Annotated in this window: 14 protein-coding genes; 7 read left to right on the plus strand and 7 right to left on the minus strand. The window is 58.4% G+C overall.

Annotated features, from left to right (window positions below; genetic code table 11):
- Positions 1–9 precede the first annotated feature (9 nt).
- Together ACR0L1_RS12035 and ACR0L1_RS12040 are read left to right on the plus strand one after the other, a co-directional pair.
- Positions 10–1,272: a transporter substrate-binding domain-containing protein gene (locus ACR0L1_RS12035; protein ID WP_170790013.1), complete on the plus strand. Its 1,263-nt coding sequence runs from the start codon at positions 10–12 to the stop codon at positions 1,270–1,272.
- Between the two features lie 44 nt (positions 1,273–1,316).
- Positions 1,317–2,423: a LysM peptidoglycan-binding domain-containing protein gene (locus ACR0L1_RS12040; RefSeq protein WP_170773525.1), complete on the plus strand. Its 1,107-nt coding sequence runs from the start codon at positions 1,317–1,319 to the stop codon at positions 2,421–2,423.
- Between the two features lie 173 nt (positions 2,424–2,596).
- Here the strand turns inward: ACR0L1_RS12040 and ACR0L1_RS12045 are convergent, their stop codons facing one another.
- The 7 genes from ACR0L1_RS12045 to ACR0L1_RS12075 form a co-directional block, all read right to left on the minus strand.
- Complete coding sequence (locus tag ACR0L1_RS12045; RefSeq protein ID WP_480859033.1) at positions 2,597–4,813, minus strand: NADP-dependent isocitrate dehydrogenase; 2,217 nt, start codon at positions 4,811–4,813, stop codon at positions 2,597–2,599.
- Positions 4,814–5,033: 220 nt separating this feature from the next.
- Entirely contained in the window at positions 5,034–6,059 is a 1,026-nt protein-coding gene (locus tag ACR0L1_RS12050; protein WP_480503792.1) for a trans-3-hydroxy-L-proline dehydratase, read from the minus strand.
- 9 nt (positions 6,060–6,068) lie between these two features.
- Complete coding sequence (locus ACR0L1_RS12055) at positions 6,069–7,307, minus strand: NAD(P)/FAD-dependent oxidoreductase (protein ID WP_480859034.1); 1,239 nt, start codon at positions 7,305–7,307, stop codon at positions 6,069–6,071.
- Entirely contained in the window at positions 7,304–8,236 is a 933-nt protein-coding gene (locus ACR0L1_RS12060) for a 4-hydroxyproline epimerase (RefSeq protein ID WP_480859036.1), read from the minus strand. The genes ACR0L1_RS12055 and ACR0L1_RS12060 overlap by 4 nt, the downstream gene beginning before the upstream one ends.
- Positions 8,227–9,186 (minus strand): dihydrodipicolinate synthase family protein, encoded by a 960-nt coding sequence (locus ACR0L1_RS12065; protein ID WP_480503790.1) that lies wholly within the window; start codon positions 9,184–9,186, stop codon positions 8,227–8,229. The genes ACR0L1_RS12060 and ACR0L1_RS12065 overlap by 10 nt, the downstream gene beginning before the upstream one ends.
- A gap of 155 nt (positions 9,187–9,341) precedes the next feature.
- Positions 9,342–10,400, minus strand: a complete 1,059-nt coding sequence (locus tag ACR0L1_RS12070; RefSeq protein WP_480503789.1) for an ABC transporter ATP-binding protein — start codon at positions 10,398–10,400, stop codon at positions 9,342–9,344.
- Positions 10,397–11,203: an IclR family transcriptional regulator gene (locus ACR0L1_RS12075; protein ID WP_480859320.1), complete on the minus strand. Its 807-nt coding sequence runs from the start codon at positions 11,201–11,203 to the stop codon at positions 10,397–10,399. Before ACR0L1_RS12075 ends, ACR0L1_RS12070 begins: the two co-directional genes overlap by 4 nt.
- Before the next feature lie 152 nt (positions 11,204–11,355).
- On the opposite strand from ACR0L1_RS12075, the gene ACR0L1_RS12080 reads away from it, so the two are divergent.
- From ACR0L1_RS12080 to ACR0L1_RS12100, 5 genes are all read left to right on the plus strand, one after another.
- Positions 11,356–12,615 (plus strand): ABC transporter substrate-binding protein, encoded by a 1,260-nt coding sequence (locus ACR0L1_RS12080; RefSeq protein WP_170773513.1) that lies wholly within the window; start codon positions 11,356–11,358, stop codon positions 12,613–12,615.
- A 95-nt stretch (positions 12,616–12,710) separates the two neighbouring features.
- The gene (locus ACR0L1_RS12085; protein ID WP_480859038.1) at positions 12,711–13,637 is read left to right on the plus strand and encodes a carbohydrate ABC transporter permease; all 927 of its coding nucleotides are present in this window, start codon (positions 12,711–12,713) and stop codon (positions 13,635–13,637) included.
- 1 nt (position 13,638) lies between these two features.
- Positions 13,639–14,487 (plus strand): carbohydrate ABC transporter permease, encoded by an 849-nt coding sequence (locus tag ACR0L1_RS12090; protein ID WP_170773509.1) that lies wholly within the window; start codon positions 13,639–13,641, stop codon positions 14,485–14,487.
- Between the two features lie 22 nt (positions 14,488–14,509).
- A complete protein-coding gene (gene melA / locus ACR0L1_RS12095) occupies positions 14,510–15,850 on the plus strand; it encodes an alpha-galactosidase (protein WP_480859041.1) in 1,341 nt (446 codons plus the stop codon).
- Between the two features lie 66 nt (positions 15,851–15,916).
- Positions 15,917–16,681 carry an SDR family NAD(P)-dependent oxidoreductase gene (locus ACR0L1_RS12100; protein WP_170790003.1) on the plus strand — a complete coding sequence of 255 codons (765 nt, stop codon included), beginning with the start codon at positions 15,917–15,919 and terminating at the stop codon, positions 16,679–16,681.

Genomic DNA, 16,681 nt, shown 5'->3' on the forward strand with positions numbered 1-16,681 from the left:
ACAGGACACATGAGACCTCAACTGATCATCTCCAGCCTGGCTCTTGCGGCGGCAACAGGTGCCGCCTCGGCGCAAGAGGCGTGCTCGACCTACGAAATCAAGCGCGGCGACAGCCTGCGCGAGCTGGCCATTCAGGTCTATTCGACCGAAGACTTCAGCATCATCTTTGACGCCAACCGCGATGTGATCGGGAACAATCCCAACATCATTCGCGTGGGCGACGTTCTGACAATGCCCTGTCTGGAAGACGTGGGCCGCGCGCCGGAACCACCTGCGACCGAGGCCGAAGCCATGGCCGCCGAGATGGCGTCTGAACTGGTCAAAGCCGCTGAGGAACGTGCCGCAAAAGCCATAGCTGAGGCCGAAGCCCGCGTGGCCGCCGCTGAGGCCGAGGCCAAACAGGCCAGCGAAGACGCGGTGCTTGAGGCCAAAGCTGCCGCCAAGACAGAAATCGAAGCTGCCCGCGCCGAAGCCGCTGCGCTGATCCGCGACGCCGATACAAGCGGCCGTCCCGAGTTTCAGGATCGTCAGCTGCTGTTGATCACAGGCGGCAATTATGCGCCTTTCACCGATGAGGCCCTGCCCCACCGTGGCCTTTACACCAATCTGGTTGAGACCGCGATGCTGCGCGCCGCGCCCGAGCAAGGGTACAAGATCCAGTTCGTGAATGACTGGTCCTCGCATCTGGACCTGTTGATGCCGACGCTGGCCTTTGACGCAACCTTCCCTTGGTCGCGCCCGAATTGCGAAGAACCCGCCGCCCTGTCTGAAACTGACCGGAACCGGTGCGAGACCTACAACTTCTCGAACCCGTTCTACGAGGTTGTGGATACCTTCTTTGCCCGTGAAGGCTCGGGCTATGAGCAGACCCTGACCTATGCCGATTTCGCGGGTACCACGATCTGCCGCCCCGAAGGCTGGTCACTGTCGCATATGGATGCGGTGGGTCTGTATGAGCCAGCGATTTCGATGCTACGCCCGGTGTCGCCCGACGACTGCTTCCACGCCTTGATGGACGGCACGGCCGATATCGTCGCGGTCGAAGCGCATCTGGCAGTCGAAGCAATTGCGCGCCTTGGCTATGAACATCGCATTGTAGAAAACCCCAACCTTGCGGCGATCAAGTCGCTTAACATCATGACCCACAAAGATAATCCGGATGGGGAAGCGATCCTTGAGACGCTCAACCAGGGTCTGTCGATCATGCAGCAATCCGGAGAGTGGCGGGACATCGTCTCAACCGCTCTGCGCTATCAAATGGAAAATGGATAAGGCCCCAACTGGCCTGAAAACAACAAAAGTCTGGAGGACGAGACATGTTTAATTTCAATCTGAAGAAGGTGGCATTGTCGGCCACGGCTGTAACTGCCCTAAGCGCTGGTGCGGCAGCGGCTCAGGAAGCGTGTACCAACTACACCGTGCAGGATGGCGACACGATGGCGACCATTGCCATCGCGGCCTATGGCACCTCAAACTATCAGCCGATCTTCAACGCGAACCGCAATGACATCACCAACCCCAACGCGCTGGAGCCCGGTCTGGTTCTGGCACTGCCCTGTGACGATGGCAGCCTGCCGAACGGCCAGAGCGCGCAGGACATCATCGCCGCCGAAGAGCAGCGCGCCGCCAGTGTCAAACGTTCGAATGTCTACGCTCCGCCGATCAAGATGGTTGCCGGCAATGGCTGGGAACCTTTCACCAGCGAAGGTCTGGGCGGCGGCGGTATCATGACCCGTCTGGCGACCACCAGCCTCCAGCGTGCAGGAAACCAGCGTGAATATTCGGTCAGCTTTGTGGATGATTGGGCATCGCACCTGGATACGCTACTGCCGCTTGGCGCGTTCGATATCTCGATCGCCTGGACAGTTCCGGATTGCACCAACCGCACCTATGAATGGTCCGAAGAAACCGAAGCACGCTGCTCGCAATTTGTGGCTTCGGTTCCGGTCTATGACGTCGTAGGCGGCTTTTTCACCCTGCCCGAGAGCGAATATGTCGACGCAACCTCCTTCTCGGATTTCGAAGGCGCAACCATCTGCCGGATGGCCGGTTGGAGCATGGTCGTTCTGGAAGAGGTTGGCCTGAACCGCAGCAACACCACCGTGGTTCAACCCAACTCGGCCCGCGAATGCTTGGATGCGGTTCTGACTGGTACCGCCGATGTCGCAGCGTTCGAAGTTGAATTGTTTGCGGCCACGAAGAAAGACATGGGCCTTACGTCGGCTGACATCGTGGAAAACCCCTATGTTTCGACCCTGTCGTCCATGAGTTTCCTGGCGCACCGCACCAACCCGTTCGCACGCGAATACATCGCCATGATGAACAAGGGCCTGAACGAGATGCGCGAAAGTGGCGAATGGTATGCGATCATTTCGGACACGCTGCGCGAGCAGAATGAAAAGCTGAACGCAGCATCGAACTAAGAGACTGGGGCCGGTCACACGATCGGCCCCTTTTTTGCGACGACGCCGCATAGCAGGCGTTGCAGACCAAGAACCTCGATCGGGAAGGCGCAGTTCTTTCCTACTCACTCTAAAAAAAGGGCCGACTTTGGGGGTCGGCCCTTTTTTTTGATACTGTGCGCGAACGCGGTGTTTTATGCGTCGATCAACGCATTCAGCGTGGCGCTGGGGCGCATAACCTTGGCGGTCTTGGCCGGATCAGTGTGGTAATAGCCGCCCAGATCTGCCGCCCCACCCTGCGCCGAGGCCAGCTCGGACAGGATCGCTTCTTCGCTATCGGCCAGCGCTTTGGCCAAAGGCGCGAACTCGGCGGCCAGGTCGGCATCGTCCGATTGCGCCGCCAAAGCCTCGGCCCAGTAGCGCGCAAACCAATAGTGGCTGTCGCGGTTATCGGGCTGACCGACCTTGCGGCTGGGCGAGCGGTTGTTGTCCAGAATGCCCTGCGTCGCAGCCTCGGCTGCCGCGCCCAGAACGCCCGCCTTGGCATTACCTTTGCTGTCGGCCAGGAAGTTCAGCGACTCGCCCAACGCGCAGAATTCCCCCATCGAATCCCATCGCAGATGGCTTTCCTCGACCAGCTGCTGCACGTGCTTCGGGGCGGAACCACCCGCGCCGGTTTCGAACAGGCCACCGCCATTCATCAGCTTGACGATGGACAGCATCTTGGCCGAGGTGCCCAGTTCGAGAATCGGGAACAGATCGGTCAGATAGTCGCGCAGCACGTTGCCGGTAATCGCAATCGAGTCGTTGCCGGCCGTGATCGTCTCCAGCGATTGACGGGTCGCTTCGCGCGGGGCCAGGATCATGAACTTGTCAGCCACGCCTGCGGCCTCAAGCGCCGGTTTGACGTATTTGATCAACTCAGCGTCATGTGCGCGGTTTGCGTCCAGCCAGAAGATCGCCTCGGACCCGGTCAGGCGCTGACGGTCCATGGCCAGCTGAATCCAGTTCTCGATTGGGGCTTTCTTGACGGTGCAAGAACGCCAGATGTCACCCTTTTCGACGTCGTGCGAATGTAGCACGTCACCATTGGCCAGAACGATGCGAATGGTGCCGTCGGCGGGTGCCTGGAACGTCGTCGGGTGGCTGCCGTATTCTTCGGCCTTCTGCGCCATCAGGCCCACATTGGCTACCGCGCCGGCTGTGGCCGGGTTCAGAGCGCCATTGGCTTTGAAGAAGTTAATCGTTTCGTCATAGACGGACGCATAGCAACGGTCAGGAATCACGCAATTGGTGTCGCCCTTGGCACCGGTCTCGTCCCAGCCCTTACCACCCGCGCGGATCACGGCAGGCATCGAAGCGTCGATGATCACGTCCGAGGGCACGTGCAGGTTGGTGATGCCTTTATCGCTGTCCACCATATACATGGACGGGCGGTCGCCCTTGATCGCGTCGATGGCGGCCATGATATCTGCATTACCCTGAACGCGCTCCAACAGGTCGCCGAGCCCTGAGTTCGGGTTCACACCCAGCGCATCCAGTTCCGCGCCGAATTTGTCAAACACCGGGGCCAGCCACGTCTTTACCGCATAGCCAAAAATGATTGGGTCCGAGACCTTCATCATGGTGGCTTTCATGTGCAGCGAGAACATCGTGCCGTCTGCTTTGGTGTCCTCGATGGCCTCGGCCAGAAACGCGGACAGAGCTTTGACCGACATGAATGTCGCGTCGGCCACGGTGCCTTCCGCCAACGGCCAGCCGTCTTTCAAAACGGTGGTGCTGCCATCTTTGCCGACGAATTCAATCCTTGCGTCGCCTGCTTGGTCTGCGGAGATGGTGGCCGATTTCTCATTTGCGTAGAAATCGTTGCCGGGCATGGACGACACTTTGGTTTTGCTGTCCGAGACCCATTCGCCCATCGAATGCGGGTTCTTCTGGGCGTAGTTCTTCACGGCCTTTGCCGCGCGACGGTCGCTGTTGCCTTCGCGCAGAACCGGGTTCACGGCCGAGCCCTTGATGGCGTCATAGCGCGCGCGAATAGCCTTTTCTTCGTCACTCGAGGGTTCTTCGGGATAGTTCGGAATGTTGTAGCCCTGCGATTGCAGTTCTTCGACTGCGGCCACCAATTGCGGGACCGAGGCCGAGATGTTGGGCAGCTTGATCACATTCGCTTCGGGTGTCTTCACCAGTTCACCCAGGGCGGCCAGATCATCGGTGATGCGCTGCGCGTCAGTCAGGTTCTCGGGGAAGGTCGCCAGAATACGTCCGGCCAGCGAGATATCCTTGGTCCCAACGCTTACGCCTGCGGCGGATGCGAACTTGCGGATGATGGGAAGGAACGAGGCGCTGGCCAGCTCGGGCGCTTCGTCTACAATGGTATACAATATGTCGAAGTCTGATTTATCTGCCATATTCTTTTACCTTTTTTAAAGCCTTTCGGGGCGTGCGTTCCAAGAGTTGGCCACTTTCGAGTGGCATAGGCGGGGCACGGCTATCCTGGTGCCCCAACGGTGACTCTGATTTGACAGGGCCTCCCTTAAATCACGTTTGGCTTGGGATCAATCACATCTGACCGCGCATTTTGACACGGTTTGCGGAAAATCGCGTCAATCACCCCGTCGCGCTCAATTTTCAGACGCCCCAGGTGTCGCTCAGCTTGTAGCCGCCCGGCCAGGGATCGCTGGGGTCCAGCATGTGTTGATGAGTGCCGGTGATCCAGCCGCGACCGCTGATTTCGGGGATGATGGCGGGGTGTGACCCGACTGTTGCGGTGTCCAGAATTTTGCCGGTAAAGCGAGAGCCGATGATCGAGACGGCCTCGAACGTCTGCCCAACGGCCAGTTCACCCTTGGCGGCCATCAGGGCCATGCGCGCCGATACAGCAGTTCCTGTGGGCGAGCGGTCGATCTTGCCCGGTTGAATAGCGACGGCGGATTTGCCCCGCAGCCCGGTTTCTGTCTTCTCAACCGGGCCACAGAATGCGCAAAACGAGATATGGGTCCAGTCTGGGTTTTCGGGGTGCCGGAAACCGAGTTGTTCATTCGCAGCATTGGTGATTGCAACGCCAACACGCGCCAGTTCACGTGCCTCAGATTCGACGATGTCAAAGCCAAGCTGCGTCGCGTCGACCACGACGAAACTATCGCCGCCATAGGCGGTGTCCACTGTCAGGTGCCCGAGCCCCGGAACCTCCAACGATGCCGCAATCCGGTCGGCGAAGCTGTGTAGGTTCTGCACATAGATGCGCTCGGCCGTGCCATTGCGACAGTCGGCCCGCACGCGGACCAGCCCGCCGGGGGCCTCGAGCGTCAGATGCGTGACGGGTTCCTGCATGGGGATCATCCCGCTATCCAGCAGCACTGTCGCTACGCAGATGGAATTCGACCCGGACATAGGCGGCGTATCCTCGGGCTCCATGATGATAAACGCTGCATCCGCCTCGGGGTGTTTGGGCGGCACCAGAAGGTTCACATGCCGAAACACGCCGCCGCGCGGCTCATTGAGCACGAAGTTGCGCAGCGTCTGGTCCCGCGCGATGAAGGACCGCTGATCCCAGAGGGTCTCACCGGGCGGAGGCAAAACGCCCCCGACGATGACATCGCCCACCTCGCCTTCTGCGTGGGCGGAGATGATGTGGATGGTTTTCACGCTGCGCATCTGACCTCCCTAAAACCGAGTGGCGGAATAGGGGTTCATTGAGATGGACGGCTGTGTCCCGTCCAGCAACGCACCAACCAATTCGGCGGTGCCTGCGGATTGCGTCAGCCCCAGATGGCCATGTCCGAACGAATAGATCACATCGGGCGCGTTGGGGGACGGCCCGATGACCGGGATACTATCTGGCAGCGATGGTCGAAAGCCCATCCACTGTGTGCCCCCTTGCGTGTTCAGTCCAGGCATGAACTGCGCGGCCTTGTTCAGCAGAGTCTCGGCGCGTTTGAAATTGGGTGGCAGGGAGAGCCCTCCCAATTCGACCGCACCACCGATGCGCACGCCGCCGTTGATCCGACTGGCTACAAAGCCGTGGCCGGAAAACGTCAGATGCATCCGCAGATCGAAGGCGCCCGGCGGCAGGGTCGTATTGTAGCCGCGCTCGGTCTCAAGGGGGATGTGATCGCCCAGCGTTTGTGCCAGATGGTGCGACCACGCGCCCGCCGCGACGACGACCTTTGCCGCATCCAACGTTCCATCCTCAAGGGTGATGCGTGTCCCATGTTCCAGCGGGGTCAGGGCCCGGACGCCGCGCGTCTCGATCCGCCCTTGCCGGTCGCTGAATGCTTTGGCCAGATGTTGGACCCACGTCTTTGGATCGATTGTATTCATCCAGTTCGGCGTAAACCCTGCATGGGTGAAGCGGGGGCTGAGGCCCGGTTGTTTCTCGGCTATCGCTTCGCGCGTTTCAAGCAGTTCGAATTCAATCCCATGCGCGCGCCGCTGGTCCCAAGCGGGCAAACTGATGCGGAACTCAGCTTCGGATTCGTAAAGTTGCATCTGTCCATCGCGCTGCATCATCGTCTCGCCCTCGACGGCCGGTATCAAACGCTCTAACGCAGAGCTTGAGACCTGCATCAGTCGGGCCTGCGCGTCCAGCAGATCCGCATAGCGCGAAGGCCGACTTGCCCGCCAAAAGCGGTACATCCACGGTGCGATCTTCGGCGCGTATGAGGGCGGGATAGACAAAGGACCCAGCGGGTCCAGCAGCCATTTTGGCGCTTTGCGCATGATACCGGGCGTAGCCAGCGGCTCGACCTCGGGGAAAGCAAATGCCCCTGCATTCCCCGCCGAGGTTTGAGAGGCGACCCCGTCCCTGTCCAACACCAGAACCGAATGCCCTCGGCGCTGCAGTTCCAGCGCGGTCGTGATGCCAATTACCCCAGCCCCGATGATGACGACCTGCTCGCTCAAACTTGTATCCCTGTTCTGAACGGGTCAGATTCCGGGAAGATCAGCGTGGTTTCCGCCATGACATAAGCCTGCCCGGTGATGGAGGGGATCACGCCGCCATCCAGGCCGGGCTGATAAGACAGGCGATAGGTGCTGCCGATAACGCTCTGCTGCGTGATCTCATCGCCGGGGGCCAGCGCGCCATCGGCGGCCAAACAGGCCAACCGGGCCGAACAGCCGGTGCCGCAGGGCGAGCGGTCATAGTTATCGTCCGGGCACAGCACAAAATTGCGGCTGTGAATGGCTGGATCATCCGCCGCGCCCTGAAAGATCACATGGTCTATCGGCTCACCCTGTTCGCCGCCTATCCCCTGCGCAATCGAGGCCTCGCGAATAGCGACCGTCATATCGGTGAGCTTGCGAATATTGGCAGATTCAACGGCAATCGGGCTGGGATCTACTATAAAGAACCAGTTTCCGCCATATGCAACATCGCCGGTCACCTGGCCATGACCCGGCACGTCCAGTGTCACGTCGCGATGCACCCGGCGGCTTTCGATATTCTGGACGGTCACTGTGTTTGCGTCGTGCAAAGTGACCGTCACCACACCAGCGGGGGTTTCGATGCGATGTTCCCCGATGCCGATACGTCCCAGATGCGCCAGCGTCACCGCCAGCCCGATGGTGCCGTGGCCACACATACCCAGCACTGCGTCAACGTCGAAATAGATTACGCCGGTTACGCATGTTGCGTCGACCGGTTCAACCAGCAACGCCCCGACCATGGCGGGTTGACCGCGTGGCTCCAGCATGATCGAGCGGTAGAATTTTTCGTGATCGGTTGCCAGCCTGCGGGCGCGGTCGGCCAGCAACCCAGTACCCAGATCGGGTGCACCATCCAGAATAACCCGCGTGGGCTCGCCTCCGGTATGGCTGTCGATCACATGCATTCAGCGATCACTCCGCCCTGTTTCGACCAATTGGCGAACCACGCGCCGAACAAGGCATATTGCTGTTCGCAATAGTTACGCTGCGCGTCAGTCAGCTCGTCCGTTTCGTTGAAGTGCAACCGGTACTCCTCGTCCCCGTCCAGCACCAGAAGATGCTTGTAGTAAAGCACCAGATCCGGCCCTTCGTCAAAGCTGGACAGAACGTGAATCGCCTCGGTTAGTTCCTGCGCGCGCTGGCGGGCTTCGGCATCACCTTTGGCTGCCCTCTTGGACAGTTCGGCCAGCAACAGCGCCTCGCGCGGCAATGCGGTGCCGATGCCTGTAATCGAGCCGGTTGCGCCGCAATTGACGAACCCATGATAAACCTCGGTATCAACGCCAACCATCAGCGTGACCTGATCGTCCTGGCTGGTGATATTTTCCGCTGCATAGCGCAGGTCTTCTTTGCCGCCGAACTCTTTGAAGCCGATCAGGTTGGGATGCTCGGCTCGCAGTGCAAAAAACAAATCGGCCCTCGTGGCGAACCCGTAGTAGGGGCTGTTATAGATGATCGCAGGCACATCCGGTGCTGCGGTCAGGATTGCCTTGAAGTGGTTCTTCTGCGCGGTCGGCGAGCTGCCACGCGACAGAACACGTGGGATCACCATCAACCCAACGGCACCCACCTTTTGCGCATGCGCCGCATGGGCCACAGCGGATTTGGTATTGATCGCCCCGGTGCCCACGACAACGGGCAGCCCCGCGGCCACCAGACGTTCAACCCCTTCCATACGCTGGGCATCGGTCAGCAAAGGCCAATCCCCCATCGACCCGCAATAGACAACCGCAGACATGCCTGCGTCGATCATCTGTCGCCCCTTGCGCACCAACGCGTCGAAATCTGGTTGACGGTCCGCTGTGCAGGGGGTCATGAGCGCTGGCATTGTGCCGGTGAAAACATTGGTCGTCATACGGCGATCCTTCGACAAATCTGAGGTTGCGGCGCAGGAGATGCGCCGTTTCAACCGCGATATCGGATATTGGATACAAAATCCACAACAAAATTGCGCTTCAAAAGGCGCCGTGTCTCGTGGCCAACGCCCTTCTGCGATGGACTGGTCTGCGTTTACCGCAACCGTTCACCCGTTTCGGCGTCGAACATCATTGCACGGTTGGGCGAGAAGGTGACGCCAATACGTGCGCCTTGCCTGCTGCGCTCATCGTCCCGCTCTTCCACGATCAGCTTGTCGCCATTCGCGGTCAGCAGATACGAGTAACTGACTCCCCCCAAAGCTTCGGTCAGGTCCACGGTGCAACTGTCGCCAGAACGGTCCACCTGAAGGTGTTCGGGGCGAACGCCCAGCGTCACTTTCGTTGCGTTAGCAGGAACCGAAGACGTCACCGGCACTGGCTGGCTGAACGCGGGATGCGTCACATGGCCATCTGTCACGTCGCACTCCAAAAAGTTCATCGCAGGCGAACCGATGAAGCCCGCGACGAACCGGTTGTCCGGGTCGCGATAGAGGTCCATCGGCGCGCCCACTTGTTCGATCCGGCCATCGCGCAGAACCACGATCTTGTCCGCCATGGTCATCGCTTCGACCTGATCATGGGTCACATAGATCATGGTCGCGCCGATTTCATTGTGCAGGCGCGCGATCTCGACACGCATTTCGACGCGCAACTCGGCATCCAAGTTGGACAGAGGCTCATCGAACAGAAACACCTCGGGGCCGCGCACGATGGCTCGACCGATAGCAACACGTTGCCGCTGGCCACCGGACAGAGCTTTGGGCTTGCGCTTCAGATACTGATCGAGTTTCAGAATGCTCGACGCTTCTTGTACCTTCTTGTCGATTTCGGTCTTGGCGACGCCGTTCATACGAAGACCAAAACCCATATTCTCGGCCACTGTCATATGCGGGTAGAGCGCGTAGGTCTGGAACACCATTGCAACCCCCCGTTTGGCCGGGTCCAAATGGGTCACATCGCGCGACCCGATCCGGATCTCACCCTCTGTCGTTTCCTCAAGCCCCGCGATCATCCGAAGCAAAGTGGATTTGCCGCACCCAGATGGACCCACAAAGACGCAAAACTCGCCATCCTCGATCTGTAAATCGATTCCGTGAATAACCTGCGTCTCACCATATCGCTTGATCGCACTGTTCAGAGTGACGCCTGTCATGTCGCTTGCATCCTGTCCTTAGATCCGTTTGGACGGCTTTCGGGAAACCGCCACGCTTGCGCTTCAATTCCAATTTGATCAGCCACGCGGCGTACACGGGGTACCCATGCCTGCAACTGATCAAAGCTCATTCGTTCCGTCGATCCGGTGATCGAAATCGCACCCAAAATCCGCCCCCCTTCGGTCAGGACGGGACAGGCTACGCAGATAATGCCCGGTTCGTGTTCTTCATCATCCACGGCGTATCCCCGCGCACGGATGACATCGAGATCCGACCGCAAGAGTTGTTCTGACGCCAAGGTCTTGTCGGTAAACCGATGAAAGCTTTGCTGCGACAGAGCTTTATCCAGCGCGTCAGCGTCCAGATACGCCATCATGGCCTTTCCCACGCCTGTGCAATAAGCGGGGCCAACTTTACCCGCTTGCGAATACATTTCTACAGGTTGGGTCGCGTTGCGCTTGTCGACATACAGAACCTGACCTGAATCCAGTTGGGCAAGGTGTACAGTCTCGCCCGTTTCGCGGCTGAGCGCGTCCAGAAAAGGTCGTGCAATCGGGGCAAGCGAACTTTGGGTCCACGCCGCATGCGCCAAACGGACAAGGCGCAGCCCGGGCGCGTATGTCTGCCGGTCCGGGTCATAAGACAGCATGCCCTGGTTTGTCAGGCTTTGAAGAAAGCGATACAGGGTCGCCTTTGGAAAATCGCTGCTTTCCAAAAGTTCCGCGAATCGGACCGGGCGGGCAAACGCTGCCACCTGTTCCAATACGTCGCACGCTTTTCCTATAGTACCGTCGCCAGCCACGAGCGCCTTCCATCCTCCCATTGATCCACCGTCTTCGTCACGAGGGTCTTGACAAGATTAACCGATTCGATGTGTAGTTTTCAATATGTAAAACAAGGTTTCATTATTTGGAACCAAAATAACCAAAAAAATGGAATCTAAGGGAGGACACCATGAATTCCATCTTCAAGCGCACTGCGGCAGCTTTAGCGGCGAGTGTGGCACTTGCAGCGCCTGTAGCAGCTGAACTGACCGGCGAGCTGCGCATTTTCCTGGACACATCGAACCCGGCGCCTCGCGCAACGATGGAAGCGATGATCGACCGGTTTGCGGCGCAACACCCTGGTCTGGAGATCGAGACCACTGTGATCGACCGTGAAGCCTACAAGACTCAGATACGCAACTTTCTGACTGCCGATACTCCGGATGTTGCCACCTGGTATGCTGCCAACCGGATGAAGCCCTATGTCGAGGCTGGCCTGTTCGAAGACGTGTCGGACCTTTGGGCCGAAGCCGAGATTGGCGACAATCTGGCCTCGACCAAAGGCGCGATGACCATCGACGGAAAGCAATGGGGCGTGCCCTATACCTATTACCAGTGGGGTGTTTACTATCGCAAAGACATCTTCGATGAGCTGGGTCTGACCGAGCCGACCACATGGGAAGAAGAGCTGGCCAACTGTCAGAAGATCGTCGATTCCGGCCGCGCCTGCTATACGATCGGCACCAAATTCTTGTGGACCGCAGGCGGCTGGTTTGACTATCTGAACATGCGTACCAACGGCTTCGACTTCCACCAGCAGTTGGCCAATGGCGAAGTGAGCTGGGAAGACGACCGCGTCAAGCAGACCTTCGCCAATTGGAAACAGCTGATCGACATGGGCGCGTTCATCGACAACCACCAGACCTATAGCTGGCAAGAAGCCCTGCCCTTCATGGTCAATGGCGAAGCTGCAGCCTATCTGATGGGCAACTTCGCCGTGGCCCCGCTGCGCGAAGCCGGTCTGAGCGATGATCAGCTGGATTTCTATCAGTTTGTGTCGATCAACCCCGATGTCGAACTTGCCGAGGACGCGCCAACGGATACGTTCCACATCCCGTCGAACGCCTCGAACAAGGAAGCTGCGCGTGAATTCCTGCGCTTCGTTGTCTCGCCTGACGAACAGACCGAAATTAACAACGGCAAAAACCTGGGCCAGCTTCCTGTCAACGCAAAATCGGCCGTGGATGACGACAAATTCCTGAACCAGGGCTTCGAGATGCTGTCGTCCAACAGCCCCGGCGGTGTCGCCCAGTTCTGGGACCGCGACGCACCGGCAGAAATGGCCAAAGTGTCGATGGAAGGCTTCCAGGAATTCATGGTCAAGCCTGACAATGCCGACCGCATCCTGGCCAAGCTGGAACGCGCGCGTCAGCGCATCTACGACAACTGATCCGGTCAGACCGGGCCTCTGGCCCGGTTTGTACCAAGACCTGCGCAAGGCGGGTAAAGCCCGCCTTGCTCCTTTGATCCAATCCGAGTGTCCCCATGACCACTGCCGCAGAAGCTCCTGAACAGGAAAGCTGGTTTCACCGCAACCAGCAGCGCATCGCCCCGTGGCTGTTCCTTGCCCCTGGCCTGCTGTTCTTCATGGTCTACGTCATCATTCCAGTTTTTCAGTCCTTTAACCTCTCTCTTTATGAGTGGGATGGGCTGGGTGCTGCGGAATATGTAGGCTTTCGCAACTATGAGGACCTCTATTGGGAGTGGGTCGACCGGGATGCCTTTTTCATCTCACTCAAGAATAACCTGATCTGGCTAATACTGTATCTGGCCGCGATCCCTGCAGGGCTTTTCATTGCGCTGTTCCTGAACCAGACCGTTTGGGGTATTCGCCTCTACAAGTCGCTGTTTTTCTTTCCGTTCGTGATCTCACAGGTTGTTGTGGGCCTTGTTTTCACATGGTTTTACGACCCGACCTTTGGATTGCTGAACGAATTCCTTGCCTTCTTCGGTCCTGGCCCGCTCAACGTGCTGGGCGACGAGCGCTTTGTGACCTATGGCATCATCGTTGCCGGTCTCTGGCCGCAAACCGCTTATTGTATGATCCTGTATCTGACAGGTTTGAACGCCGTGGACCCGGAACAGATTGAAGCCGGCCGCTTGGATGGCGCAAAGGGCTGGCGGATGCTGTGGCACATCATCCTGCCGCAACTGCGCCCTGCCACATTCATTGCTTTCGTCGTTACAATCATCGGCGCCTTGCGCAGCTTTGACTTGATTTCGATCATGACCCAGGGCGGTCCTTTCGGTTCGTCTCGCGTGCTGGCCTACTACATGTTCGAAGTTGCCCTGTCCGAATATGGATTCCGCATGGGCTACGGTGCCGCCATTGCGGTTATCCTGTTCCTCATCATGCTGTGCTTCATCGCCTACTTCCTGTGGTCGATGTACCGCGAAGAAAGGGGACATTGAGATGTTTCCCAAACCTATCGAAAAACAGCCCCGCGCGGCGCAGATCACCTATCAGGCCATGCTACCCGTTGCCCTGCTGCTGTGGTTGGGACCATTGCTGGCGGTGGCGCTGTTCTCGGTCAAACCCGCGGCGGATTTCACCAACGCCAACTACTGGGGTATGCCGTCCAGTTTTGAAGGAGCATTCAACTATGGGCAGGTGTTCTTCAACTCGGACATGCCGCGATATCTGTTGAACTCGTTCCTAATCACCATTCCTACTGTGATTGGTGCCGTTGCGCTCAGCTGCATGACTGGATTTGCCCTTGGTATCTACAAGTTCAGGTCGAACCTGTGGATTTTCTTCCTCTTCGTGGCCGGCAACTTCGTGCCTTTCCAAATCCTGATGGTGCCGGTGCGCGATCTCACGCTGGAATTGGGCCTCTACAACACCAAAACCGGGCTGGTGTTGTTTCACATTGCCTTCCAGACTGGGTTCTGCACCCTCTTCATGCGCAACTTCATCCGGGCGCTTCCGTTTGAGCTGATCGAGGCCGCGCGGGTAGAAGGTATTAGCGAGGTGCGTATCTTTTGGTACGTCGTTCTGCCGCTGATGAAGCCGGCCATCGCTGCGTTGAGCGTGCTGATCTTCACCTTCATCTGGAACGACTATTTCTGGGCGGTGGTGTTGACCCAAGGGGCTGAAAGCCAGCCTGTTACCGCCGGGATCACCAGCTTTAACGCCCAATTCCGCGCCGCTTATCAACTGATGAGTGCCGGTTCCATCGTCGCGGCACTGCCGCCCGTGGCGATGTTCTTCCTGATGCAGAAACACTTCATCGCGGGTCTGACCCTCGGTGCCGTAAAATAACGTCAAACCAAAGGTTTGCAAAATGACAAAGATTGCCTTCGTCGGAGCGGGCTCCACGATCTTCATGCAGAATATCGTCGGCGATGCCCTGCTGACCCCTGCACTTGCAGACAGCCATTTCGCGTTGATGGATATAGACGCGAACCGCTTGGCAGAAAGTGAAACCGTTGCCCGCGCCATGATCCGCTCGGTCGGGACCGGCGCAACCGTCACGACCCATTCAGACCGCCGCGCGGCGCTTGATGGGGCGGATTTCGTGGTAACAGCGTTTCAGGTGGGGGGCTACAAACCCTGCACGGTCACGGATTTCGATATCCCCAAGCAATACGGGCTGCGCCAGACCATCGCCGATACATTGGGCGTCGGCGGCATCATGCGGGGCCTGCGCACCGTTCCGGTTCTTTGGGATATCGCGCATGAAATGCTGAAGCTTTGTCCAAATGCAACGATGTTGCAATACGTCAACCCCATGGCGATCAACACCTGGGCTCTGGCCGAACGTTTCCCGACGCTCAAACATGTCGGGCTGTGTCACTCGGTCCAGAACACCGTCGAAGAACTGGCCCATGATCTGGACCTTCCAAAAAGCGATATTCGCTACAAGGTAGCGGGCGTAAACCACGTCGCCTTTTTCCTGCGGTTGGAGCATGAAGGACACGATCTTTATCCCGCGCTGCGTCAGGGCTATGCCGGTGGGCGGTTCCCGAAGCCGCCTTTGTTGATGCCCCGCTGTCCCAACAAAGTGCGGTACGAGGTGATGGACCACCTTGGCTATTTTTGCACCGAGAGTTCCGAGCATCTGGCCGAGTATGTTCCATGGTTCATCAAGGACGGTCGTGAGGACCTGATCGAGCAGTTTTCGATTCCGCTGGATGAATATCCCACCCGCTGCGAGGAACAAATCGTCAGTTGGAAAGAACAGGCAAAGACCCTGACGGATGGGCGCGACATCGCAGTGACGCGCAGCCACGAATTTGCGGCCGATCTGATGAATGCTATCGTAACCGACACGCCTTATGTGGCTTATGGCAACTTGCCCAACACCGGCCAAATCCCGCAATTGCCTTTGGGCGCGGCGGTTGAAACGCCCTGTCTGGTGGATAGTAACGGGGTACAGCCCTCGGTCGTGACAGATATCCCTCCGCAACTGATCGCGCTGATGCGCAGCCAGATCAATGTGCAGGAGTTGACCGTGCGTGCGCTTGTCGACCAAAACCCTGAATATATCTATCACGCCGCGATGGTGGACCCGCATACAGCTGCGGAACTGGACTTGCGGCAAATTCGCAATCTGGTCACCGATCTCCTGACCGCGCATTCCGAATGGCTGCCCGATTGGTGTCAGCCTGCCAGGGCCGCCTGAGAGGCCCGACAAATTATTTTTCCAAACGGGCCAAACTACGCGCCCCGTAAGCAGAAAGAGCCGCTGATGAGCCAACCCGCCACATTCCACGACCTAAACGGTGCCTCGGTTTATATCACCGGTGGAGGCTCAGGCGTTGGCGCTGCGCTAACCGACGGGTTCATGGCGCAGGGGGCCAATGTCGCGTTCATCGGCCGGTCTGATGCCAGTGCTTTTGTTGAAGAGATGCGCGAAAAACACGGTCGTGCGCCGCTGTTCCTGCAAGGGGATATGACGGATACCGAACTGCTACGCGCCACGATGACCAAAGCGGCCGAGGCGCACGGACCGCTCAACGTGTTGGTCAACAACGCAGCCAATGACAAGCGCCACTCACTCGAAGAAACAACGCCCGAATTCTGGGATTGGATGATCGAGGTGAACCTCAAGGCGTATTTCTTTGCCTCACAGGAAGCCGCACGTCAGATGACTGAAGGCGGCGCGATCATCAATTTCAGTTCGATCAGTTACATGATGGGCAATGCCGGCTATCCGGTCTACACCACTTCGAATGCAGGGATAACCGGCATGACCCGCTCATTAGCACGTGAACTTGGCCCCAGGAATATCCGTGTCAACGCGCTGGCCCCCGGCTGGGTGCTGACGCAGAAACAACTGGACATGTGGGCCACGCCCGAAGATCTGGCCTCGCATCTGCACCGGCAATGCCTGAAGGAACATCTGACCCCAGAAGACATGATTGCGCCTACGCTTTTTCTGGCCTCGCAGGCCAGCCGAGCGATGACTGGTCAGTGCATGGCGGTCGATGGCGGTGTCGTGGTGACGGGATGA

This window comes from Ruegeria sp. J8 (assembly GCF_056531925.1).